Origin of the sequence: Bdellovibrio sp. HCB274 (assembly GCF_047306075.1) — a bacterium.
Classification (GTDB): domain Bacteria; phylum Bdellovibrionota; class Bdellovibrionia; order Bdellovibrionales; family Bdellovibrionaceae; genus Bdellovibrio.
Window position 1 is genome coordinate 2,920,845 of record NZ_CP178623.1, and the last position, 22,546, is coordinate 2,943,390.

General features: G+C 47.1%; 18 protein-coding genes and 1 pseudogene. 9 read left to right on the forward strand and 10 right to left on the reverse strand.

Annotation, left to right across the window (positions count from 1 at the left end; translation table 11 throughout):
* Nucleotides 1–211 precede the first annotated feature (211 nt).
* The gene (locus tag ACLWNV_RS14165) at nucleotides 212–1,219 is read left to right on the forward strand and encodes a malate dehydrogenase (RefSeq protein WP_413585099.1); all 1,008 of its coding nucleotides are present in this window, start codon (nucleotides 212–214) and stop codon (nucleotides 1,217–1,219) included.
* 113 nt (nucleotides 1,220–1,332) lie between these two features.
* Entirely contained in the window at nucleotides 1,333–1,977 is a 645-nt protein-coding gene (locus ACLWNV_RS14170; protein ID WP_413585100.1) for a substrate-binding periplasmic protein, read from the forward strand.
* A 216-nt stretch (nucleotides 1,978–2,193) separates the two neighbouring features.
* Here the strand turns inward: ACLWNV_RS14170 and ACLWNV_RS14175 are convergent, their stop codons facing one another.
* Nucleotides 2,194–3,795 carry a S8 family serine peptidase gene (locus ACLWNV_RS14175; RefSeq protein ID WP_413585101.1) on the reverse strand — a complete coding sequence of 534 codons (1,602 nt, stop codon included), beginning with the start codon at nucleotides 3,793–3,795 and terminating at the stop codon, nucleotides 2,194–2,196.
* A 7-nt stretch (nucleotides 3,796–3,802) separates the two neighbouring features.
* Nucleotides 3,803–4,246, reverse strand: coding sequence for a hypothetical protein (locus ACLWNV_RS14180; RefSeq protein WP_413585102.1), 444 nt, complete (start codon nucleotides 4,244–4,246; stop codon nucleotides 3,803–3,805).
* A gap of 183 nt (nucleotides 4,247–4,429) precedes the next feature.
* On the opposite strand from ACLWNV_RS14180, the gene ACLWNV_RS14185 reads away from it, so the two are divergent.
* The 5 genes from ACLWNV_RS14185 (at nucleotide 4,430) to ACLWNV_RS14205 (ending at nucleotide 11,547) form a co-directional block, all read left to right on the forward strand.
* Nucleotides 4,430–4,912, forward strand: coding sequence for a hypothetical protein (locus ACLWNV_RS14185; protein ID WP_413585103.1), 483 nt, complete (start codon nucleotides 4,430–4,432; stop codon nucleotides 4,910–4,912).
* 49 nt (nucleotides 4,913–4,961) lie between these two features.
* Nucleotides 4,962–5,669, forward strand: coding sequence for a DUF4097 family beta strand repeat-containing protein (locus tag ACLWNV_RS14190; protein ID WP_413585104.1), 708 nt, complete (start codon nucleotides 4,962–4,964; stop codon nucleotides 5,667–5,669).
* A gap of 136 nt (nucleotides 5,670–5,805) precedes the next feature.
* On the forward strand, nucleotides 5,806–6,942 hold the full coding sequence (locus ACLWNV_RS14195) for an efflux RND transporter periplasmic adaptor subunit (protein ID WP_413585105.1): 1,137 nt from the start codon (nucleotides 5,806–5,808) through the stop codon (nucleotides 6,940–6,942).
* An 8-nt stretch (nucleotides 6,943–6,950) separates the two neighbouring features.
* On the forward strand, nucleotides 6,951–10,121 hold the full coding sequence (locus tag ACLWNV_RS14200) for an efflux RND transporter permease subunit (protein ID WP_413585106.1): 3,171 nt from the start codon (nucleotides 6,951–6,953) through the stop codon (nucleotides 10,119–10,121).
* Nucleotides 10,111–11,547 carry an efflux transporter outer membrane subunit gene (locus ACLWNV_RS14205; protein ID WP_413585107.1) on the forward strand — a complete coding sequence of 479 codons (1,437 nt, stop codon included), beginning with the start codon at nucleotides 10,111–10,113 and terminating at the stop codon, nucleotides 11,545–11,547. The genes ACLWNV_RS14200 and ACLWNV_RS14205 overlap by 11 nt, the downstream gene beginning before the upstream one ends.
* Here ACLWNV_RS14205 and ydiK read toward each other — a convergent pair.
* The 6 genes and pseudogenes from ydiK to ACLWNV_RS14235 all read right to left on the reverse strand — a co-directional run.
* Nucleotides 11,544–12,635 (reverse strand): AI-2E family transporter YdiK, encoded by a 1,092-nt coding sequence (gene ydiK, locus ACLWNV_RS14210; RefSeq protein WP_413585108.1) that lies wholly within the window; start codon nucleotides 12,633–12,635, stop codon nucleotides 11,544–11,546. The two genes, ACLWNV_RS14205 and ydiK, sit on opposite strands and share 4 nt — an antisense overlap.
* An 18-nt stretch (nucleotides 12,636–12,653) precedes the next feature.
* Nucleotides 12,654–14,828, reverse strand: a complete 2,175-nt coding sequence (locus ACLWNV_RS14215) for a patatin-like phospholipase family protein (protein ID WP_413585109.1) — start codon at nucleotides 14,826–14,828, stop codon at nucleotides 12,654–12,656.
* 71 nt (nucleotides 14,829–14,899) lie between these two features.
* The gene (locus ACLWNV_RS14220; RefSeq protein ID WP_413585110.1) at nucleotides 14,900–15,829 is read right to left on the reverse strand and encodes a PAS domain-containing protein; all 930 of its coding nucleotides are present in this window, start codon (nucleotides 15,827–15,829) and stop codon (nucleotides 14,900–14,902) included.
* A gap of 115 nt (nucleotides 15,830–15,944) precedes the next feature.
* Nucleotides 15,945–16,349: a hypothetical protein gene (locus ACLWNV_RS14225; RefSeq protein WP_413585111.1), complete on the reverse strand. Its 405-nt coding sequence runs from the start codon at nucleotides 16,347–16,349 to the stop codon at nucleotides 15,945–15,947.
* A complete protein-coding gene (locus ACLWNV_RS14230; protein WP_413585112.1) occupies nucleotides 16,346–17,836 on the reverse strand; it encodes a protein-arginine deiminase family protein in 1,491 nt (496 codons plus the stop codon). The genes ACLWNV_RS14225 and ACLWNV_RS14230 overlap by 4 nt, the downstream gene beginning before the upstream one ends.
* A gap of 188 nt (nucleotides 17,837–18,024) precedes the next feature.
* Nucleotides 18,025–18,522: pseudogene (locus ACLWNV_RS14235) on the reverse strand (class I SAM-dependent methyltransferase); the annotation flags it as partial.
* 195 nt (nucleotides 18,523–18,717) lie between these two features.
* On the opposite strand from ACLWNV_RS14235, the gene ACLWNV_RS14240 reads away from it, so the two are divergent.
* On the forward strand, nucleotides 18,718–18,999 hold the full coding sequence (locus ACLWNV_RS14240; RefSeq protein WP_413585113.1) for a hypothetical protein: 282 nt from the start codon (nucleotides 18,718–18,720) through the stop codon (nucleotides 18,997–18,999).
* Nucleotides 18,996–20,708 (forward strand): ABC transporter ATP-binding protein, encoded by a 1,713-nt coding sequence (locus tag ACLWNV_RS14245; protein WP_413585114.1) that lies wholly within the window; start codon nucleotides 18,996–18,998, stop codon nucleotides 20,706–20,708. The genes ACLWNV_RS14240 and ACLWNV_RS14245 overlap by 4 nt, the downstream gene beginning before the upstream one ends.
* 51 nt (nucleotides 20,709–20,759) lie before the next feature.
* Here ACLWNV_RS14245 and ACLWNV_RS14250 read toward each other — a convergent pair whose 3' ends face one another.
* On the reverse strand, nucleotides 20,760–21,830 hold the full coding sequence (locus ACLWNV_RS14250; protein WP_413585115.1) for a linear amide C-N hydrolase: 1,071 nt from the start codon (nucleotides 21,828–21,830) through the stop codon (nucleotides 20,760–20,762).
* Nucleotides 21,831–21,966: 136 nt separating this feature from the next.
* The gene (locus ACLWNV_RS14255; RefSeq protein ID WP_413585116.1) at nucleotides 21,967–22,443 is read right to left on the reverse strand and encodes a hypothetical protein; all 477 of its coding nucleotides are present in this window, start codon (nucleotides 22,441–22,443) and stop codon (nucleotides 21,967–21,969) included.
* Between the last annotated feature and the right edge of the window lie 103 nt (nucleotides 22,444–22,546).

A 22,546-nucleotide genomic window follows, 5' to 3' on the forward strand; every position in this document is an offset into this window, starting at 1 on the left:
CAATTGTTCGCCCGCAAGTCCACTTTAACAAGTAAAATCAAATAGTTAACCTAAACCAAGACCCCGCCTAACGGATAGGCATCTGATACGCCAAAGTCCTCCTCGCTTTTTCGCCACCAGTCAAAAGTCAATTTAAGCTCTCCGAGTCGTGACGAGTGGGTTTTAGAGGTCTAAATTCTTTGAGTTAGCTCAAATATCGAAAGGATTTATTATGAAAGCTCCAGTACGTGTTGCAGTCACAGGCGCTGCAGGCCAAATCGGTTATGCCCTACTTTTCCGTATCGCTAGCGGTGCGATGTTAGGTGCAGACCAGCCAGTTATTCTTCAACTTCTAGAGATCCCAGACGAAAAAGCTCAAAAAGCACTTAAAGGTGTGATGATGGAGCTTGATGACTGCGCATTCCCTCTATTGCACTCTATGATCGCTACTGGTGATCCAGCTGTTGCATTCAAAGATGCTGATATCGCTCTTCTTGTTGGTGCACGTCCTCGTGGCCCTGGTATGGAACGTAAAGATCTTCTGACTGCGAACGGCCAAATCTTCACAGTTCAAGGTGAAGCTATCGGCAAACACGCAAATCCAAATGTAAAAGTTTTGGTTGTTGGTAACCCGGCAAACACAAACGCATACATCGCAATGAAATCTGCAATGAAGCACGGTCGCGTAAAAGCGAAAAACTTCACAGCAATGCTTCGTTTGGACCACAACCGCGCATTGTCTCAACTGGCTACTAAAACTGGTAAACCAGTTGCTTCTTTCAAAAAAGTTGCAGTTTGGGGTAACCACAGCCCAACTATGTACCCAGATGTTCGCTTCGCAACTGCTGACGGCGCGAAAGTTCCTGAGTTGCTAAAACTTGGAACTGCTGATGGGGATACTTGGAACAAAGACACATTCATCCCGACAGTTGGCAAACGTGGTGCTGCGATCATCGAAGCGCGTGGTTTGTCTTCTGCCGCTTCTGCCGCTTCTGCAGCGGTTGATCACATCCGTGACTGGTGGTTGGGAACTAATGGTGAGTGGGTTACTATGGGTATCCCTTCTGACGGTTCATACGACATTCCAGAAGGCATCATGTACGGCTTCCCTGTAACTTGCAAAAACGGCGAATACGAGATCGTAAAAGGTCTTGAGATCGACGCTTTCTCTCGCGAGAAAATGAACAACACATTGAAAGAGCTGACTGAGGAAAAAGACGCAGTCGCTTCAATGCTGTAATTCTAAATTCACATATTGAATTGAAAAGGGTCTCTTCACGAGACCCTTTTTTTATTTAACATATAACGGCCGCTAATCGTGATTCACCCATCTTCCTAAGCTAGAATCACAGCATGAAAGCTATTAGCCTTTTAATCTCACTGCAGGTTTTGATTGGATTCAGCACATACGCTTTAGCAGTCACCGAAGTTTGTGGAAGAAAGTTCGATGTTGGACTGGCAGCTTATGAGCCCTTGGCCTTTCGTGAAGGTGGACGCCTAAAAGGTTTGGCCCACGACATAATACAGGAACTCGAAAAACGCACGGGATGTAAGTTTTCTGAAAACGAATACCCCCGGCGATCAGCTATCAATCAGATGCGCACAATGCGCATAGATATGTTTCTTCCTTCCGCTTCCACATCGGAGTTTGAAAGCGTGGGTGATTTTCATCCGATTTATAAAAGCGAAAGAGCTCTGTTTGTTCTTAAAGAATTGGGGGGAAAGTATAAGTCTATTGAAGAAGTTATCGACGATAAGACTGTAAAATTCGGCGCACTGATTGGCGGACAAAACGCATTAACTAAAGAGGAGTTTCAACTGCTGACAAAAGAAAACCGCCTCGTCACCACTCCTGCCCCGGATGGGTTGTTTCAACTTTTGAAAGAACGACGTATCCATGCTGTTATGTACACAACCCTAACAGCGAACCACTATGTAAAAAAAAATACCAGCTCAACGAACAAATCATCCAAATATTGGATCCAAAGACGGTTGTAAACGTGGGCTGGATATCTTCCAAAGTCCGTATGTCCAAAAATGAACAAGAACTCATCGATCGGGCCATTCAAAAAATGAAAGCCGACGGGACACTGCTGAATATTCTTAAAAGGTATACGCCCGAGGAGGACGCGCGAAAGAAGTTACAATAGTTATGACGTTTTCTTTTATAAATAAAAAAACCGGTTTTTTAGACCGGTTCTTTTAACAAAATCTTTACTTAATTTTCTTATACTTTTTGCGAACCGCGTAGGCTTCATCAACAGCAGCTTTTGCATTTATCAAACCTTTGCCAGTCTGATTTGGAATCTCTGTTTTCATCGGTACCGCCGTCGCATCCAGGATTTGACGTATTTTCCACGACGTGATTCCCGGCACCACGGATTTCATCAATGCCACGACGCCAGCCACGTAAGGCGAAGCCATCGAGGTTCCGCTGAACTCGGCATAGTCGGCACCTTGCACTTCAAGGCGCACAATCAATGAAGGAGACTTCGATAGGCTACGAATCAGATCCTCGCCCGCCGTTTTTTCAACCATCATTGCAGGGATTTTGATCTCGCTTTTATCTTCGCTTAGTGAACCACTGACCAAGGCTGAATCATTATTACAGATAATAATCGCTGTCGCCCCAGCCGCTTGTGCATTTTTGATTTTCTCAAGCAAAGGAAGATTGCCACGTTTTACTACCAGGATTTTCCCAGCAGCAGCAATTTTGGCAAGTTCATCGATAGTACCGAACTCACCAAACACAGCCGAGCTGTTTAGTGCAGCCTTAGGCACATCTGCAAAAGTCACAGAGGGAAGAACCTGGAAAGATCCAGCTTCAGTTTGGAAACTTGCCATGCCCACGCGACCGGTACCCAGTGGAACGGAGGAGCGAATACCAACCCCTGGAGCCATAATATCAAGAGCGGCACTCCAGTTTGAAAACTCCGCACGCTTGCCATTCATATCCACGGCACCTACGGCAGTTACGGATGAATAACCTGCAGGAAGCGGAGTCGCTTCTGCGCCATTATTACCCATAGCGGCCACAACCGGAACCTTATGACCATCCAATTGGTTGATCATGAAACGCTCAACAACACTGCCAGCTCCGCCCAAAGACAAATTCACAACATCAACATCCTCACGCAAAGCCCATCCTAGAGCTCTGGCTACTGCATCGTTGGTGCAGCCTTTGATGCCGCAAACTTTGGCGATCAAAAGTTTTGCTTCAGGCGCAACCCCTACGGCCTCAACCGCTGCTTGAGCTGCAATAATGCCAGCAACGTGAGTTCCATGTCCCTCAGTGTCCGTGACATCCTGTTCGCCACCTTCATCCGTATAGTTGCGAACCTGCTCAATACGCCCTGCAAATACCGGATGATTCTTATCGATACCGGAATCGATCACCATTACGCGAGCACCTTTACCACGACTCATGCTCCACACTTGTGGTGCTTTGATCAGGGTTAGACCCTTAGAGACTGGCAACTGACCACTCATCAAAGTCATGCGCGGAAGACCGACGGAAGCCGTTGGCGCCAGTTGAACACGAGGAGCAGCGAAGATGGCTTGTTTTTCAAGGAAGTTCAGATCTTTGGGATCAACCAGGTGCATGATCTGTTCCTGATTTTCCGCATCGATGATCAGGACTTTTAATGCTCCCAAGTCTTCAACCAAAAGAATGCCTGAGTTCTGCATTTTGGATTTAAATTCTTGAGCACGATTTTGATCTTTAAAAGAAATCAGAAACTTTGAAGCGCTCGCCGTGGAAGCAACCAAAGATAATGCGAAGACAGCAGCCAGAGCCAGATGCTTTTTGCAGTTCATTTAAATCCTACTTTCTTTTGCAAGTATAGACGTGGTGAATGTTCATTGTTTCTTTACCCGGACAGCGCAAGATCGTGCGATCATCCATTTCGATCTGCTCGCCCTTGCGCGTGAACACTGTCAGAGACTCAACAGCCAAAGGCATCGATGGACAGATTGAAGAGGACACAGAAGTTTGGATGCGGGTGTTAAGACTTTGTTCCGCACAAGTGGCAGTATAAACCGACGGAAATGCATCACCGCGATTGCGGGTCTCCGGAATACCATTAGCAACAAGCTTCGTGCCGTTGACGTAATAGACAGCCTGACCGCGTTCTGTGCCAGAACTGAATATAAAAGTGTTCACGGGGCCCGTTGTTCCCTCGCAGTCGAATTGGCCTGAAAGTTCAGGGCACGCAAAAGCTGGAACACCTAGAATAACGATCATTAAATTAAATAGAATTTTATGCATGGGCAGGGGTTATTGGTTTCGCTAAAAGTTGTCAATAACAGAGGAACATTCAAAGTGTATTGAGAATCATGCGGAATGCGTCATTTTAAATCGCGCAACAATCGGCTGCACTCGAAAGGGAACACAGCCGAGATTTGACACACACTTTGAAACATCCCATCATTTACAAAAAAGGGAGGTTCAATGAAAGTTATTACTGCGCTTTTGGTTGTTTCTGTATTTTCTGTCTTTGCACAAGCCGAGGAAGGCAGCCCTCCTCCCCCACCCTTTAAAGCTGATTACGGACAGTACTCAATCACGGGTTGTGCAGGTCAGACGTTCCAATTGGACTGCAAACTGAAATCGGTGACGATTGGGGCCGCCCGTCCTGAATCAAATCCCAAAGGGAAAGGTTCTTCTGTCGGTTTCGTCTTTAAATCCGAAGCCGACACCACAGTGAACACGGATTTCTGGATGACCCCTGCTGATAAGTTTGAAGTCGAAGACGACGTGTCAACGTTGACCACCGACAAAATCAAAAACACCACCAACTGGAGCGAAGAATCCCATCAAGTCATTTTGGATAAATCCAATAAGAACGAATGGACCTTAACTTTCGCGGTAACTCGAGACAATTTGGGTAAATCCATCAAACGTCAGATTGAATTTAAAATTAAGAAAAAGTAAGTATCTTAATAAACCTCCTTGTGTAGATTTATTCTTACAAGGAGACATCATGAACAAACTTTTAATTCTTGCGGCCTGCCTGGCCTCGCAAAATCTATTTGCGGCGGACTCTCGCACGTTTGATGCAAACGGCATCACGCGTGTGAATGTTGAGAACCACAATGGTGGAGTGAACATCAACGCGATCGAGGGCACTCAATCCACGGTCACTGTTACTAAAAACACGATGCCGGAAATGTGCAAAGTGAATGCGGAACGCTCCGGCACAAAACTGTTGGTTGAAGTAAAACGCAAAGGCAAAGCCGAGTGTGTTGTCGACCTGGATATCAAAGTACCAAAAATGGTGAAGCTGGATCTGGAAATGGGTACCGGCAAAATCGTCACCAAAGGAACTCAAGGCGATTTGGATTTTAAAATGGGAGCAGGTTCCATTCTGGCTGAAGGTAACTTTACGAAAGTAGATGGAAAGTCTGGAGCTGGGAATATCGAAGTCAAAGGCATCACCGGCAGTTCCGATGTTAAAGCGGGATCTGGCAACATGATGCTGACTTACACGTCCCTGCCTGACAAAGGCAAAGCGGAACTGAAAAACGGCAGCGGCAATTCGACTTTGCTTTTGCCTAAAGGCAGTCAGATTAAAGCGAAAATCATTGCAGCAAGTGGACACACGGAAAATGAATTCGGCACCAATAAGGATGCAGGATTTGCTGTAGATGCAAAATCCGGATCCGGTGATCTAAAAGTTAAGTCGCACTAAAAGCAAACGGAGCAGGCTTGCTGCCTGCTCTGATAAAATACATCCCCGACCTTGGGTCTCCCTATTCAATCTGTAAGTAATAAATCCTTTGGTGTTGATTTTATTCTATCGACACGACTAGAAAAATGAGGAATTTATGAATCCGAGATTGATAATATTGGGTTTGCTGTTTTTCACACTGGCCTGCACAAAGAAAGAAGCTCCACAGGCACTTCAGCTAGTGCCAGAAGTAACGGCGATGAAAGTCGTATCCAGGGACATTCCCTTAACCAAAGAGTTCGTTGGACAAATTTCCGGGATTCGCGACATTCAGGTTCGTGCCCGAGTCGGCGGAATACTTTTGAAGCGTTACTACAAAGAAGGCGACAAAGTTAAATCCGGCAGTCTTTTATTTAAAATTGACCCCGCTCCTTATATCGCTGCCGTCGCTCAAGCCAAGGGCGAGGTGGAAGTTCAGCGCGCCCGCATGATCAATGCGCGCCAATCAATGAATCGTATTGTTCCGCTATATAAAGAAAATGCCGTCAGCCAGAAAGACCGCGACGATGCAGTGGCTATGTTCAATGCTGCCAAATCCGCTTTTGATGCGGCAAAGGCGAAACTGGATGAGGCGCAGTTGAACTTAAGCTACACCGATGTGACAGCACCGATTGAAGGCTACACCAGTGAACAGACCGTCGCAGAAGGCAGCTTGATTGTTCCTAATTCAGAGAAGTCCCTGCTAACTACCATTTCTCAAACGAATCCCGCCTACGTGAACTTTAGTTATACCGATTCTGAACTTTTAGAACTTCGCCGATTGGCTGCACAGGGAAAATTGGGCCGTCCAGAAAGTCTGGAGAAAATGGAAGTTCAAATTAAACTCGGTGACGGGGAATTTTATCCAAAAATCGGTTACTTGAATTTCAACGACCAGTTGGTCGACACCTCCACGGGTACTGTCAAGGCTCGCGCCAGTATCGACAACGCGGATACCTCTTTACGACCAGGACAATTCGTTCGCGTCTATATGAAGGGCTTCATTATCAAAAATGCCATCGCGATACCGCAAAAGTCAGTGGTGCAAACACAAAATGGGCCGGTGATTTTTACCGTATCTGCCGAAAGCGTTGCCCGCCAGGTTGGAGTTGAGCTGGGACAGGAAATTGCCGGCGATATTCTGGTAAACCGCGGCCTGCGTGGTGGTGAGTTGATTATTGTGGAAGGTGCTGCCAAGGTTCGCAACGGACAAAAAGTGAAAGTCGTCAGTCCAAATGCCATCGCCAAAAAATAGGGTGAACCATGTTTTCAAAATTCTTTATTAACAGACCTGTTTTCTCGGCCGTCATCTCATTACTTTTTATGATCGCGGGCTACGCCGCAATCCAGGCACTCCCCATCTCTCAATACCCGGAAATCGTGCCACCGCAGGTATCGGTCACGACAAAATATCCGGGAGCTTCCGCCGAAACCATTTCCTCTACTGTCGCAGCACCGATTGAACAGCAGGTCAACGGTGTCGACAACATGCTCTACATGCAGTCAACGAACTCCAGTAACGGTGACATGATTTTGACCGTGACCTTTGCGATCGGCACAGATCCCGATCAGAACACCATCAACGTCAATAACCGGGTGCAAATTGCCATGCCCTCCTTACCCGAGGAAGTTCGTCGCCAGGGTGTGACGGTCAAAAAGAAATCTTCGGCGATTTTGCAGATCATCGGTCTTCGCGCTCCGGACCTGCGATATGATTCGGTCTATATCAGTAACTACGCCTTGATTAACGTACTTGATGAAATCAAACGTATTCCCGGTGTGGGCGATGCCTCGATTTTTGGAGCTCAGGACTATTCGATCCGTCTGTGGATGCAGCCTGATCGCATGGCACAACTAAAAGTCACCGCGACGGATGTGATTAAAGCGGTGAAAGAGCAAAACGCCCAGTTTGCTGCAGGTAAAGTCGGCGCAGAACCACTAAGTAATCCCGTGGATTTTACTTTTACTGTTACCACACAAGGACGTTTGGATAATCCAAAACAGTTTGAAGACATCATCATTCGCTCCAATACCGATGGCTCAAAACTAAGACTTAAAGATGTCGCGCGTGTCGAATTGGGTGCATTAAGCTACGATGTATCCACCAAATGGAACGGAAAGCCCGCAATCGGTATCGGCGTTTACCTGGCACCGGGAGCAAATCAAGTACAAACTGCGGATCTGGTTAAAGAGACCATGCACAGACTTTCGCAAAAATTCCCGCCCGGACTGGCTTACGACATTCCTTTCGATACGACCAAGTTTATTGAAGTTTCCATTGCGGAGGTTATTAAAACGCTGATGGAAGCGATGATTCTGGTTTTCCTGGTGGTCTATCTGTTTCTGCAAAGCTGGCGCGCCACTCTTATCCCCTGCCTCGCCGTTCCAGTTTCAATCATCGGCACTTTTGCAGGTATGTATGCGCTGGGGTTTTCAATCAACACTCTAACACTGTTTGGTCTGGTGCTGGCCATCGGGCTCGTCGTCGATGATGCGATCGTCGTTTTGGAAAACGTCGAACGTATCATGCGAACCGAAAAGCTAAAGCCTAAAGAAGCCACTATTAAAGCCATGGAAGAAGTGACCAGTCCCGTGATTGCAATCGTATTCGTGCTGTGTGCCGTGTTTATTCCGGTCGCCTTCGTCGGTGGTATGGCCGGACAAATGTACAAACAGTTCGCGATCACCATTGCCGTTTCAGTGGCGATTTCAGGGTTGGTGGCCTTAACTCTGACACCGGCTCTTTGTGCTTTAATATTAAAGGACGAAGTTCATGAACCGAACCGCTTCTTCCGCGGATTTAATAACTTTTTTGATCGCATCACCACGGGATATGTCGGCGGAGTCAGCTTCTTCAATAAACGTATTCTGATCAGCGCTGTGATTTTCATCGGATGTTGTTTTGGAATCATGACCTTCTTTAAAATTCTGCCAAGCGGTTTGGTTCCGAACGAGGATCAGGGATACGTCTTTGGTGTTCCGAACCTGCAGGATGGGGCGTCTTTGGCGAGAACCATCAAGGTCACAGACCAGATGGATAACTTTACAAGTAACAACAGCAATGTGCAGGACGTGTTCTCGCTGTCAGGTTTTGACTTAATCACCGGCTCTAACAGAACGAATACCGGCACCAGCTTCATCACTCTAAAAGACTGGAAAGACCGACCGGAAAAAAACCAATCTGCTGAAGCTATCGTTAAAAGTCTTTTTGGATTAAATCAATTCATTCGGGACGGAAATATCATCGCGTTCAGTCCGCCAGCAATCGTGGGTATGAGTACCACAGGGGGCCTGGAGTTTTATCTGCAAAGCCGCGGTGGCGCTGACAGTAAAACATTAGCGATAACGACAACCAAGTTTGTGGATCAACTGCGCAGCAACCCGGCCATTGGCACGATCAGCTCAAATTACAGTGCCAATATCCCGCAACTCTTCCTGAATCTGGATCGTGAAAAAGCCAAAGCCTATCAGGTTCCGATCAACACTGTGTTTGATGCGATGTCCGCAACCTTTGGTAGCTACTATGTGAATGACTTCAATAAATTTGGTCGGACTTTCAAGGTTCAATTGCAATCCGAAGGTGATTACCGCGCCCGCCCGGATGATATCCGCAACATCTATGTTAGATCTGATACGGGAAGTATGGTTCCGTTGACTTCCGTTCTTTCTGTACAAAGAGTCACCGGTCCTGAAATTGTCGAGCGGCTGAATATCTTTCCTGCCGCCCGTATTATCGCCAGTCCCGCTCCCGGTTACAGTTCGGGTCAGGTTATCGCAGCAGTTGAAAACGCTGTGACACAGAATCTGACAACTGATTATGGTGTGGCCTGGACCGGAACAGCCTATCAGGAAAAACTCACAGGCGGTGCTTCGGCCACGGTCTTTTTGTATGGCTTGATGTTCGTCTTCTTGATACTCGCTGCCCAATATGAAAAATGGGGACTGCCTCTTTCAGTATTGCTGTCAGTTCCTTATGCTCTACTTGGAGCTTTGGCTGCCAACTGGCTGCGTGGATTGGAAAACGACGTGTACTTCCAAATCGCCCTGGTAACACTGATTGGTCTGTCTGCCAAGAATGCCATTCTGATCGTGGAGTTCGCAGTCGAAAAAATGCACGAAGGACTTGATACCACGCAAGCGGCAATTGAAGCAGCACGCCTGCGCTTCCGTCCCATCGTCATGACCTCACTGGCATTCATCCTGGGTGCAGTTCCCTTGGCGATTTCCAGCGGAGCAGGTTCAGCCAGTCGTCACTCCATCGGAACAGGAATCATCGGGGGAATGCTGGTCAGTACTTTTATTGCCACCTTCTTTATCCCGATGTTTTTCGTGGTCATCATGTCCGTAAAAATTAAGAAATCAAAAGTAAAAAAAGATACCCACGCGGCGACCCCAAGCACACCTGCTGCCGCCGGAGGACCGCATGAACTTTAAAATGATAGGCTCCGTTCTTGGGATTGTTGGTTTCACCACTTCTTGCGCTTTTGGGCCGGACTATAAGCGCCCGGAAACACGAATGCCGGCAAACTTTTCCAGCACAGAGACTGCTGCGGAAAAAATCAATATTAAATGGTGGCAGCAATTCGGCGACCCAACACTGGAACAACTTATTAAGACCGCTCTGGAACACAACTTGGATTTGGAAGTGGCCCTAGCTCGTGTCGATGAAGCGCGAGCGCGGTTAGGCATCGCTAAATCAGAATTCTTTCCAACCCTTGATTTGCGTGGCCTTGCCGGAACTGAAAAGATTTCCGAGACCGGCCCGACTCTGCTAATTCCTGATACCGACAGTGACACTGATTTTTTTTCCTTGGGAGTGGTACTTAGTTATGAAATCGATTTCTGGGGCAAAATTCGCCGCAGCAACGAAGCCGCGCGGGCGCAACTGTTACGCGAAGACTTCAATCGCTCCAACGTGCAGCTGACTTTAATCAGCCAGGTGGTAAGTGCGTATTTCGCGCTGAGATCTCTGGATCTGCAACACAACATTGCAAAAAACACCGTTGAATCCCGCAAGGGTTCCTATGACCTGATTAACAAACGCTTTAAGGGCGGAGTGGGAAATGAACTGAACGCCCGCCAAGCCGAAGCCGAGATGCATTCGGCACAAACCTCGGTTTCAAAACTTGAAGACCAGGTTTCAAAGGCAGAAAGTTTTCTTTCGGTGCTGATCGGGCGTGATCCCCGTGCCATCATCGAATCCCCGATTGCCCGGGGACTTCGATTGGATGAAATTGCATCTCCGCCAACATTGCCAACTCTTTTACCATCCTCACTTTTAGAAAGACGACCTGATATCGCCGCCGCAGAACAGAATCTGATTTCCGCGAACGCCTATATCGGCGCGGCAAAGGCTTACTATTTTCCGACGATCTCTTTGACTGGAGGATTCGGCTTTGAAAGTTCGGATTTAAAGAATCTTTTTAAAGGTGAATCGCAAGTGTATTCCTATGGTGCCGGCATCTCCATGCCGATCTTTAACGGCGGCCGCACTGGTTATATGGTCGAGGCCGCCACCGCCCGTCAGAAAGCAGCATTGGCCCAATATCGTCAGGCAATTCAGAATGCATTTATGGAGGTAAGAAATTCTTTAAAAACTTACAAATCCTATGGCGACGTCGTTGACTCACAAAAGTTGCAAGTAACAGCTGTCGAGAGAAATTTATATCTGGCAAATTTGCGCTATAAGAATGGTCAATCACCGTATCTGGAAGTTTTGGATGCAGAACGCCAGCTATTTGATGTGCAACTGGACTTGGTTCGTTCTCAACAGTCCAGACTGGTTGCGGTCGTTGATCTGTACAAGGCGCTCGGCGGAGGCTGGGAGCGCCCACAGGAAAATTCCACTAAGAAGAACTAGTGATCCAATGGTTTTTGCGGTTCGTGGAAGATCGGACGGATGCTGGGCTTGGGCGTTTCCTTCGTCCAAGCCTCTACCAATCTGAAAGCCACTGCCAAGGTCATCGGACCAATAAAAAGTCCCACAACTCCGAAAGCCAATAGCCCCCCGATGACTCCGGCAAAAATCAACAGCAGCGGTAAATCCGCCCCGCGTTTAATCAGCAGCGGTCGAACAACGTTATCCATCAATCCCACAACCAGAGTCCACGCAATCAAAATTGAGCCAGCCAATTTTTGATCATGCTGAAACAACCACGCCACTGCCGCAAGCATGGGAATGATGGGCCCGAGTTGCGCAATACAAAGCACTAACATGATCGCACCAAGGACACCCACGTACGGAACACCCGCGATCCAAACTCCCAAAGTTCCCAATGTTGTTTGCAGAAGTGCCGTCACCACAATTCCCATCGCCACTGATTTTATGGATTGTCCTGCTAAAACCAGAGCAGACTCCCCGCGGTCACCATCAATGCGTCTGGCAAACATCAACACACCTTTTGCTGCCGTTTCTCCTTGAGCATAAAGAATTCCCGATATTACTGTGGTTAAAATCAAATGGACAAAAAGCAATCCCGTACTTTGCGCCATGTCCGTGACAAAGTTCAGAATACTTCGCAGATGTGGGCGCAATAGTTCGGCCAGTGCTCCAGGCCCTTTCACCGCGATTGTATTCCATTCGGTAGTTATTCGATCACCAAAAGGAACACTCGCCAAACCTGCGGGCGCCATCGGCAGAGTAAAACTTTTAAGATCTTTTAACCAGGCATAAGCATCATCAACATGAGTTAACAACACATAGGCCGCAACCATCATCGGCAAAATCACAATCAAGGCCATGGCCAAAACCATCGTGGTCACCGCAAGCTTACGACTGCCAAAAGCTCTTTCCGCTTTTAACAGCAACGGCCAGGTTGCCACCACGATCATCGTGGCCCAAATTAATGACGGCAGAAATGGCGTCATTATGGCAAAGCTTCCTGCGATTAGCAGCAGGATAAAAATGGAAGCAAATAAATTTCTCGCCAGTCCCCATTCAGTGCCCATAACCTGACCTTTCAAATATTAGAATTGTTTGCCTAACATAAAATAAAAACTCCAGACTTCGTTATCACCATAGGCTGTCGCGAAATACATCGGCCCCAGAATGCTGTCGTAAGCCAGATACATAGTTCCCGAGTAGTGCCAGTTGTCTGCAAGCCGTTCATCAAAGTAATTGAAAACCCGGCCGGTCTCTGCAGCCAAGCCCCAGTAACTTCCAGAAAAAAGTCCCGTCGGATGATAATACTGTACCGATCCGTAAGCGAGTTGATCCCCGATCAATTCCTGATATCGATAGCTCGACAAATTCAGGAAACCGCCCAGCCAGCTCACATCGGCCAAAACGGTGCTGTCTCCAGTGGAGGTTTGACCTTTTACCGTAAATTGAAAAGCACCGGAACCTGCTCTTAAAGCATCGCGAAATGTTAAACCGTAAATTCCGTAGTTCTTGATATCGTCAGAGGCACCGATGGAATAGTAAGCGTAAAGATCGAGCGATTGGCCTTCGCTGGGGAAAAAATAATTATCCAACTGATCATAAAACAAATTCAGTCGGAGCCCGTAATCATAGGTTCTGGAATTTGGGAGGACCGACAGACCAATAGTACGTGATGCACTATACACATTGTACGCCGGACCAAATCGCAGCTCACCAAATCTGGAACCGGCTCCGATATCAGCACCTGCAGAAACTTTGGAATATTTGTACTTGGCGATTTCCTCGCCATCCTGCCATACCGCCAATGGAATGCGGTAATATTTTAAGTACGGAGAAACGAATCCACTTTTTCCAACCGCCAGGGGTTGATAAAATTCGGTGCTGATGCGGGACGAGTTACCTGCCTGAACGATCGTTTTCCATTCAGCGCCCAGATCATTGATCCACGTTCGACGATACATCGCGGTCAGATTCCAAGGATAAGAACTTTCAAAGTCAGTACCCAGGCTTAAACCAAAGTTTAAATAATTGGGACCCCAGCTTTTCTCAACCGGTAAAACCAATAGATCCTGTCCGTTAATTCCTTCATGCAGTTCATAATCAAGCTGACTGTAATCACCGGTCGCATACAGGGACATCAACTGTTTATGAAATGAGTCTTTGGGAAAAGCTTCGCCGGTTTTCACATCCAGCTCGCCCACCAAGGTTTGTGGATTCACCCATCCGCTGGGCCCAACAGAAATCTTTTTAAGATTTTTTACCGGACTTTTCCGGGCTTCCCGGTTTTTCTTCCACTCTGCATATTGTTCTTCCGAAACAGAGTACTGGGAAAGTTTTGGCAGCATTTTGAGTGCTGCCTCGGCTCCTGCTTGAATCAACGGTTCGCTTTTTCCAAAATCAGTGGATCCCAGATTTTGAAAGGTCGGACTGATCAGTACATCTTTCGCTGTCAAGGTTTCCAGTTGCGGCTGGACGTTTTGAATCATCATCAAGCGAGTATATTGATCCATGACTGACAAAATCCCACGGATCTCATCGCGTTGCAGAGGAGCAGAACTGACATCGACCGCGATCACCACATCCGCACAGGTTTTTCTGGCCACGTCCACGGGAAGATTGCGAACCAGTCCCCCATCCGCCAAAAGCCGTCCTTGGCTGGGAACCGATGGGAAAACACCGGGAACGGCCATACTGGCGCGCATCGCTGTCACCAGATCTCCGTCCTTTAGCACCACCATTTCGCCATTTACAATGTTTGTGGCGATGGCACGATAAGGTATTGTCAGGCCGTCAAAGTTTGGAACAGTTAAGCTATATGTGAGCGTGCGCAGGAAGTATTCGATCTCCTGCGTGCTGATAGCCGACGATGGAAGCAGTATTTGCCCCTTGTCACTTAAGCCCACTTCCACGCCAAGCATCGAAAGAGCATCATCCTGTTTTCGCCGGAAAGGAAAAGCCTGACGTGGTGGACGAGCCAAAAACATCCGCGACCAGTCGGCCTGTTCGATATGCTCTTTCATTTCTTTGGGAGTGCGGCCTGCTGCGTATCCGGCGCCCACTAAAGAACCGATACTGGTGCCGACAATACAATCAACAGGAATCCGGTTTTTCTCCAGGACATCAATGACGCCGACATGGGCCATACCCCGGGCACCGCCACCTCCAAGCACCAAGCCAATGCGCGGTCTTTTGGCTTCCGCAGACAGGGAACTTAACGGCAATAGGAATACCACCAGAAGAAATGCATGAATGATTCGCATTCATTAAGATTTACATCGACATTCTTCACTGACTAAAAAAAATCAATGCCGATGCAAACATACATAGCAAATCAATTTCCAGCTTTTAACGAAACCTTGCCGACCGATGCGATTTCACCCATTTGATCGTGAATAGGAAAAACGGTGGAGTGATAACGGCCCTGAATGCCTTGCACAACAAGGTCTTCATCAAAGGTCACTGCACGTTGCGATCGGATTACTTCCTGCTCTTGTGCATGGGATTTCATGATTCCCGAATCTTTAAATTGATCTTCATGTCGCGCAATAATGAAATCACGATCAAGACCAATTGCGTTCGCAAAAGCTGCATTGCAGCTGGTGATGATTCCGGTCGTGTCTTTCACCACTAAAAGAAATGGCGCCACATCCAAAATCTTTTGAACGCGAATCTGAAAGTTTCGCTCGTCCGTCACATCCCGGGCAGAGGCAAATCGAACTCCCAATTCCATGTCAGCAGCCGCACTCCAGCTAAGAGTTCGATAGTCGCCGGATGAAGTTCTGTAACGATTTTCAAATCCCACCGAACGCACGCCCATATTCAAAGATTCAATATTTCGGCGCGTGGATTCGCGGTCATCAGGATGAATAAACTCAACAAAAGGAGTGTTTAAAAGGTGCTGCTCATTATAACCTAAAGTTCTGACCAGGGAGCGGCTGACTTTTTTAAGCATGCCGTCTTTTCCGGCCACAGCCATCAGGTCACTGGAAATAGAAAAGAAGCGATCCAGAGTGATACGCGAGCCCTCAGCTTCCAACACTTGTTTGTGCATCTCCTGATATTCTTTAAGAGCGCGGGTGGATTCAAGATTAGAGGCATGACAAGTCGCCAGAGCTAAGCAGGCCAAAGCCGGAATCAAAACAATAAAAGCCACAAATTGAGAGGTGCTAAACGCCGGAAACAGAATAATACCAGTCGCAAAAAGTGCTGACAGCAGCAGGATCGCAATCAGGGAATAAAAAGTGATCCTGTTCTGGAGCAACCAGAAATTAAAATGTCCTGCTGTTTTTTTCTGTTCTTCCAGAGTCAAATTGCAGCCTCACAACCGGGTATTGGATTCATATAAACCGATTCTTCTAAGGACCGCAAATTAATACTTACATTTTGAGTTTTTTAAATGTTTCGATCAGTAATTCATTCTGCATCTTGCTGACTTCACACCGGGAAGTGTCTGAATTCTGCTTCCACAACAGAAATCCTTGATTCTTGTTTTTACCGCCAAGCAAAATCTTCACGCGTCCGTGCAGTAGCACAGGTTCCTGACAAGACCCGCGATCAAAATCAATCATTACATGCGGGACAGCTCCCAAAGGAAGGTGACGGCCCGCAACGGGTTGCAGTTCGCAGCTTCTGCCATCGTATTTCAGCAAAGCCTTCCCATCAGATTGAAAACTGAATTCCACCATTTTTGCGCCAGTGCCAGACTTACATTGAAGTACGACTTCCGCTGCAAACAAAGGCTGAGCGATTCCCAACACCAGGGTAAGTAATATCAATCTCATTGCCCACCCCGCCCCTTACAAGCATGGATCGTATGAGTTGCACAGTGCAAATTCCCTCCACCCACGTGTCCATAGGAATAGGTATTCACAAAGTCTGCCTTTATCCCCCGCTTGGCGTATTCAGTAGAAATATAATTTTTGAATGCTTTGTTTTGTGGCTCTGGAGAAATAACAGTATTTCCTGCGCTAAGAGCGTTTGCGGGATTGGGTAAAATCGAATCCCCCGTCGCGGCCGATAAAGGCCTTGCCTCGCCACTCACCACGGCGCCCCCAAAAAAGAGATTCGGTACATCGATAAAATCAACTTTGCACTGAGGCATTTTCTTTACCAGCTTTTGCCTGATGACGGCCTTCAATCGATCCATTTCTTTTTGAATGCCCTGATTGTATTCCCTTATCTGCTGGTCTTGCATCACAGTGTTGTACACTTCTGCATTGGTGATCGAGGCACAAACGTCCTGGCTTGCGTGGACAGTGCGAGGCTGAGTAATCCACTCTAAGAAACTGACACCCGAGTCCCCCCGAGTTCTTGGAACGGCATCTTTTCCCCGGACCGCACGACAAACCGTTTTCAGTCCATTGCCGGGACCTTGCATTCCCTTATTATTAGCATCCCGGAAAGGTATCATGACTTTTTCTGGATTCTGAATGAACAGATCCTTACCCTGAGATTTAAGCAACTCCAAAGCTTTGTTGGGACTGGCGATACTCACTGAAAATCCGCAGGAGCCGGAACTATTGCTAGGAAGAACTTTTACGATTTCATCAGTGTGCCCGACTGTCATAAAGTAAGTTGGCACTTCGATACGCATATCCGGATCTTTGCCACAAAACTGATCGACATAGTCAGACCAGTCTGTGTGAGTTTCAAAGCTATCGTTGCCAACCATGCAAATGCCACCAGGTAGCGCTTCAATATTTCCGCCGTAGGTACCACTGACGCCTTCCCGATTTTTCAGAACCTTGCCTGTGGAAATTCCACACTTGTTCAGCTCGGCGGCGATGGCATTAAAAGTCTCGGTCTCTCCGTAGTTACCGACTTCGCGAATTTCCATTTTACCTGTGCGCGGATTTGCAAAACTCTCGAAATAGTCCTGCTGCCAAGGGTAGCTTTTTCCCTTCACTTGAACGATCTGTTTTTTCCAGAGTGCTTTTTGTTCAGGAGTGCCGGGCATCTCCTCCAATTTCCGGTAGATGACTGTCATCGTCTCATTATCCACCGGCAGTACAAAAAGCGGCGCCCGATCAGGCTGGGCTTTTAAATATTTAGCAATGACTTCCGCGGGAAAGGATTCGTCCCTGTATCCCATTGTGCTGCGATCTGAAACCACCAATGCCGCTGCAGGATAGGTTTCCGACAACAACGAAGTTTCCGGGCACAGCGGTAAGCTTTGCTTGTCCTTGATCCATGCAGGACAGGAAGCATTTGCGAAATTTGCGAGTGAAACCAATGAACCTAAAACGACGAATCCGAAATAGCTCTTCATTCTTTTAGTATGAAGCGTATTGAAAGCAATTTCCAATTTATTATTAGGTCCGACAGACCACGAATCCTTCTGCAGTCCCCGCATTCAATCCATCTGTGCCTCTTGAAAGATATTTTTGAAAAAGGTCCTGTGCGGATACAAACTGGAAGTCCTAGAATCCCGCTTTTTCAGCCAAGTCCAAAATCTCCGGCAGGTTCTTGCGGATCAAAACCGGCAACAATAAGTTGATCCCACCAAGACTCCCCCACTTCAAAATCGACCGGTACGAAATTAAGATTTTTGGGAATCTCTAACCCTTTGGCGACAAGCTGTTGCTTTTTCCAGGCTTGAGGCCCCGGCTGATCGACCTCGAAAACCTTAAGCTGGGATTGATATTCCGGGTGACGCTGAGCAAAGGTATCAAGCCCCGCTCCCAGGATCACATACTGGCTGACGCGTTGTTTAATTGCCTCTTCAACCAGGTCCTCCACAAACCTTGCCCGTACGACGATGGAAGCCCGCATATTTTTTGAAAAATTTATCTCCATATCAGAGCGACTGCGCCAATTTTCTTCCCCGGCGATCACCGCCCCCAGGGAGTCCTCAAAAACATGGGGAGCTGGGTCCACTTGAACGTGAAGGGCGCGCCAAAGAGCCACGCGGACAGCGGTGTGATCAGGAGCGACTGCGAAACTTTTCTTATCCATAATCCTTATCCTAGATGAAGAATTTCAGAGGGAAAAGCTAAAAACTTGAGCAGACTTTTGCGGTGGATTTTATGTCATCCAACCAAATGATTTCCAATTGAGTGCCCATTGAAAACCAATTCACCAAATGGGCCCATTTTATTGACCGTTTCGGCTCTCCCCGCGCACATTAAAGGCATAAGCAGAGGGGTTCTCATGGACTATTCAGAAAAAAGAACATTTTTCGATACCACGGATGAATTTTATTTTGGACGAGACGACAAAAATGACTTAATTCAGATAAACTTTGGGCCCATGCGCATCCAATTAAGTAACTACGCAGCACACGATCTTGCTTACAGATTGTCGGCTTATCTGCTACTCTTGGACGGCGGCGAAGGGGCCCACCCCGCGTCGAAGGACAGTACACCTCCGGACAGCCGGGAAATGACTGAACCGGATAATGTATTGATGCTACCCAGGAAGAGAGAAAAATGAACAATAACAATGTCATTGAAGTTAAAAACCTTGCTGTTGAATTCAAAACGGATGACGGCATCGTTAAAGCTGTTAAACACATCTCCTTTTCAATCCCTAAAGGCAAAACTGTCGGCCTGGTGGGCGAGTCCGGTTCCGGTAAAAGTATTACTTCCCTAGCGATCATGCGTTTGATCGGTCACCCAGGCAAAGTTACCAGTGGTGAAATCCTGTTCGAAGGCAACGACCTTCTAAAACTTCCTGAAGACAAAATGCGCGAAATCCGTGGTGCTAAAATCTCCATGATTTTCCAGGAACCAATGACCAGCTTGAATCCGGTTTTGACCGTTGCTGATCAGATCACTGAGACTTTGATGCTTCACCAAAACCTGACGAAAGAACAAGCGTTGGTTCGCGGTGTGGAGCTTTTGAAAAAAGTGGGCATCCCAAATCCAGAGGAAAGACTTTACTTCTACCCTCACAAATTCTCGGGCGGTCAACGTCAACGTATTATGATCGCGATGGCGATCGCTTGTAATCCGGATGTTTTGATCTGTGACGAACCAACGACAGCGTTGGACGTAACAATCCAAAAACAAATCCTGGATCTATTGGCAGACATTCAAAAACAAACACAGATGAGCATGTTGTTCATCACGCATGACCTGGGTGTTGTCGCTGACATCGCCGATGAAGTTATCGTTATGAACAAGGGTGAAGTCGTAGAGAAAAACAACTCTAAGAAAATCTTCACCAGCCCACAACATCCGTACACAAAAGGGTTGCTGGCTTGCCGTCCTTCTCTTTCCAGCCACTTGGCTCGTTTGCCGGTCCTTAGCGACTTCATGGGCCCTAATGGTGAGGAGTTGCCAGGTCCAAGCGCTGACTCTATCCAGGCTAAAAAAACCGTGCATGCATCTGACGCTCCAGTAATTCTGGAAGTGAAAGACCTGCAAACTCACTTCGCTCACACGGGTGGCTTGCTTGGCCGCGTACAAGGTTACACAAAGGCCGTTGATGGTGTTTCTTTCTCTGTTAAAAAAGGCAGAACTTTGGGTCTTGTGGGCGAATCTGGTTGCGGGAAAACCACTTTGGGCCGCACGTTGATGCGTCTTGTGGATTCCACAGCCGGCCAAATCGTTTTCGAAGGCCAGGACATCACGAAGCTGTCTGCGCGCCAAATGCTTCCAGTACGCAAGAAAATGCAGATCGTATTCCAGGACCCGTTTGCATCTTTGAATCCACGCATGACAATTGGTGCGATCCTGATGGAGCCAATGCAGATTCACAACTTGGGTGACAACGATAACCAACGCAAAGAAATGGCTGCGGTTATGATGAAGAAAGTGGGTTTGTCTCCAGGTGTGATGAACCGTTACCCACATGAGTTCTCTGGCGGTCAAAGACAACGTATCAGCATCGCGCGTGCATTGATGGTTAAGCCTGATTTCATCGTGTGTGACGAATCCGTTTCTGCCCTGGACGTATCCATTCAGGCCCAAATCCTGAACTTGCTATTGGATCTTCAGGACGAAATGAACCTGACGTACATCTTTATCTCCCATGACTTGTCAGTGGTTAAATACATCTCTGACGACGTGGCAGTAATGTACGGCGGTAAGATCGTTGAAATGAACACGGCTGCAAATATCTATTCAAATCCGCAGCACGAATACACTCAAAAACTTTTGAGTGCGATTCCAAAAGGTGTTCCAAAAGAACTAATGTAAAATTAAAAATGAAAAAGGGGACTTCAAGTCCCCTTTTTTTTTGCTCAACTCTTAGTGGGCTTTGCCCAGTTGCTTTTCTGCCACCGCGCCTTGAAAATCAAACATCTTTGCGGGTTTAAAGTATCCAGAGATATCACCGCTTAAGTCATAGTTCTTTACCAGGGTAATCTTCTGCACTGGCGCCCGCTTGGTGAAATCCAAACGGTCCATCTGAACCCACACCATATAGGGGCTTAAAGTGTTTTCGTAAAAATACACTCCCCTGGTCATATCTGCGACCGTTCTCCATCGAGTTGTCGAAATATAAGGCCTTGCCGGATCAGGCGTCCCAAAGGGTTGAGAAACGTTCCTAAGAACACTTAACACTCCGGCCACAGTCTCGCGGTATTCGGTCGGCTGAGGCAGTTTCTGGGAGTAATAGGCTGCTCTGACAAACCGGTCTGCGGCGGCTGTGGTACCAGGAAGCTCTTTGTCACCGCCGAACCCTTGATAATGTTTTAAAGTATCCAATTGTTCGTCAAAAGGGGGGGAGTTGGTCATCACTTTAAAACTTTTATCGTGATAGATTTTAGCTTTTCCATCGATGTATTCAATGACTGCCGTGTCGCCGTCTTTGTCAGAAATCGCAAGATGCACCAAACCCTCTTTGCGTCCCATCGAAGTTTCAACGCCGAAAGTCTGCAATTGAAATGGCTTTTCTTTGAATGACTTTACCGCCTCGTTCACCGTGGCAAAGTTGTCCAAAAAGTACTGCGCCCACAAAGAAACTGACATGCCAGGAATTTTTGAATTGCGCGGGCCAAAGTCACTTTCAGTCAGATAAAGTATATTTGCGGTCAGTCCTTTTTCATTTATTCCATCGGCCGTGCCAATATCATAAACCGTCAAGATCACGCTTCCGTATTGTGACGTCCACTTCAACGGATTCTCAGACACAGCACCTTCGCGCTCCATGCCCCGTGGCAGCAGCCACATGTTTGAACCGATCTCTTCTCCCCAATCCATATTACGACCGACCACGACGCTTTTATCTTTGGTGGACCACAAAAACCGAGTGCACGCATTGGCAGGGTCGAATAGCGAAATAATCGCCAGAAAAGAAACAATCGCTCGCAGCCCCATACATCCTCCAATCGATTCAGCAGTTTAAAACTGCCGTAAATCATTGGCAAATGATGGTCCGAATTCAAAACAAACACTGTTAAAATAAAAAAAGGGCCCCTATTGGGACCCTTTTAAAACGAAATCAGAATTTCGATTACTTTACATCAACAGTTGCGCAATCAGGCACTGTGTATGATTTCGTGAACATATAAACTTCACGTCCTTTGTTCATTTTGCGGCCTACTTCAATGTCGACTGTCATTGGGTAAGAGCCCGTGTAGGTCATCGGCGTGCAAAGTGTTCTGGAATAAGAAGCATCACAAAAGTCTTCGTGCTGAACATAGTTAATCGGAGTGGAAAGAACTTCGCTGCCCACAACTTCAAACTTAGTTGGGCCATCACCGTTGTGATCGTTATAAACGATATCAACAGGACCCATCGTACGTAGGTTATTTCCATCACGGCATACGTATGTGTAGTCAATGGCGCGACCCATGTAAACCACAGGAGCGTGGATTCTGTAAGGACCTTTTGCCGCAAAGATTTCTTCCCAAGAAGAGTTTGCAGTGATTGCTGCAGAAGCCGTTTGCGCCAACAAAAGAGTAGCAATTGAAAGAACGATTTTTTTCATCGATTACCTCATTAATGATTTTTCAGTATTAATGAGGGCAAATTGCCTGAGGTTTTCGGATATCACAATGGGGGGTCTTCATCTTGTATGAAAGTGATCCCGT

Coding starts and splice junctions, on each gene's coding strand:
- ACLWNV_RS14165 (WP_413585099.1), top strand. CDS start 212: ATGAAAGCTCCAGTACGTGTTGCAGTCACAGGCGCTGCAGGCCAAATC.
- ACLWNV_RS14170 (WP_413585100.1), top strand. CDS start 1,333: ATGAAAGCTATTAGCCTTTTAATCTCACTGCAGGTTTTGATTGGATTC.
- ACLWNV_RS14175 (WP_413585101.1), bottom strand. CDS start 3,795: ATGAACTGCAAAAAGCATCTGGCTCTGGCTGCTGTCTTCGCATTATCT.
- ACLWNV_RS14180 (WP_413585102.1), bottom strand. CDS start 4,246: ATGCATAAAATTCTATTTAATTTAATGATCGTTATTCTAGGTGTTCCA.
- ACLWNV_RS14185 (WP_413585103.1), top strand. CDS start 4,430: ATGAAAGTTATTACTGCGCTTTTGGTTGTTTCTGTATTTTCTGTCTTT.
- ACLWNV_RS14190 (WP_413585104.1), top strand. CDS start 4,962: ATGAACAAACTTTTAATTCTTGCGGCCTGCCTGGCCTCGCAAAATCTA.
- ACLWNV_RS14195 (WP_413585105.1), top strand. CDS start 5,806: ATGAATCCGAGATTGATAATATTGGGTTTGCTGTTTTTCACACTGGCC.
- ACLWNV_RS14200 (WP_413585106.1), top strand. CDS start 6,951: ATGTTTTCAAAATTCTTTATTAACAGACCTGTTTTCTCGGCCGTCATC.
- ACLWNV_RS14205 (WP_413585107.1), top strand. CDS start 10,111: ATGAACTTTAAAATGATAGGCTCCGTTCTTGGGATTGTTGGTTTCACC.
- ydiK (WP_413585108.1), bottom strand. CDS start 12,635: ATGGGCACTGAATGGGGACTGGCGAGAAATTTATTTGCTTCCATTTTT.
- ACLWNV_RS14215 (WP_413585109.1), bottom strand. CDS start 14,828: ATGCGAATCATTCATGCATTTCTTCTGGTGGTATTCCTATTGCCGTTA.
- ACLWNV_RS14225 (WP_413585111.1), bottom strand. CDS start 16,349: ATGAGATTGATATTACTTACCCTGGTGTTGGGAATCGCTCAGCCTTTG.
- ACLWNV_RS14230 (WP_413585112.1), bottom strand. CDS start 17,836: ATGAAGAGCTATTTCGGATTCGTCGTTTTAGGTTCATTGGTTTCACTC.
- ACLWNV_RS14240 (WP_413585113.1), top strand. CDS start 18,718: ATGGACTATTCAGAAAAAAGAACATTTTTCGATACCACGGATGAATTT.
- ACLWNV_RS14245 (WP_413585114.1), top strand. CDS start 18,996: ATGAACAATAACAATGTCATTGAAGTTAAAAACCTTGCTGTTGAATTC.
- ACLWNV_RS14250 (WP_413585115.1), bottom strand. CDS start 21,830: ATGGGGCTGCGAGCGATTGTTTCTTTTCTGGCGATTATTTCGCTATTC.
- ACLWNV_RS14255 (WP_413585116.1), bottom strand. CDS start 22,443: ATGAAAAAAATCGTTCTTTCAATTGCTACTCTTTTGTTGGCGCAAACG.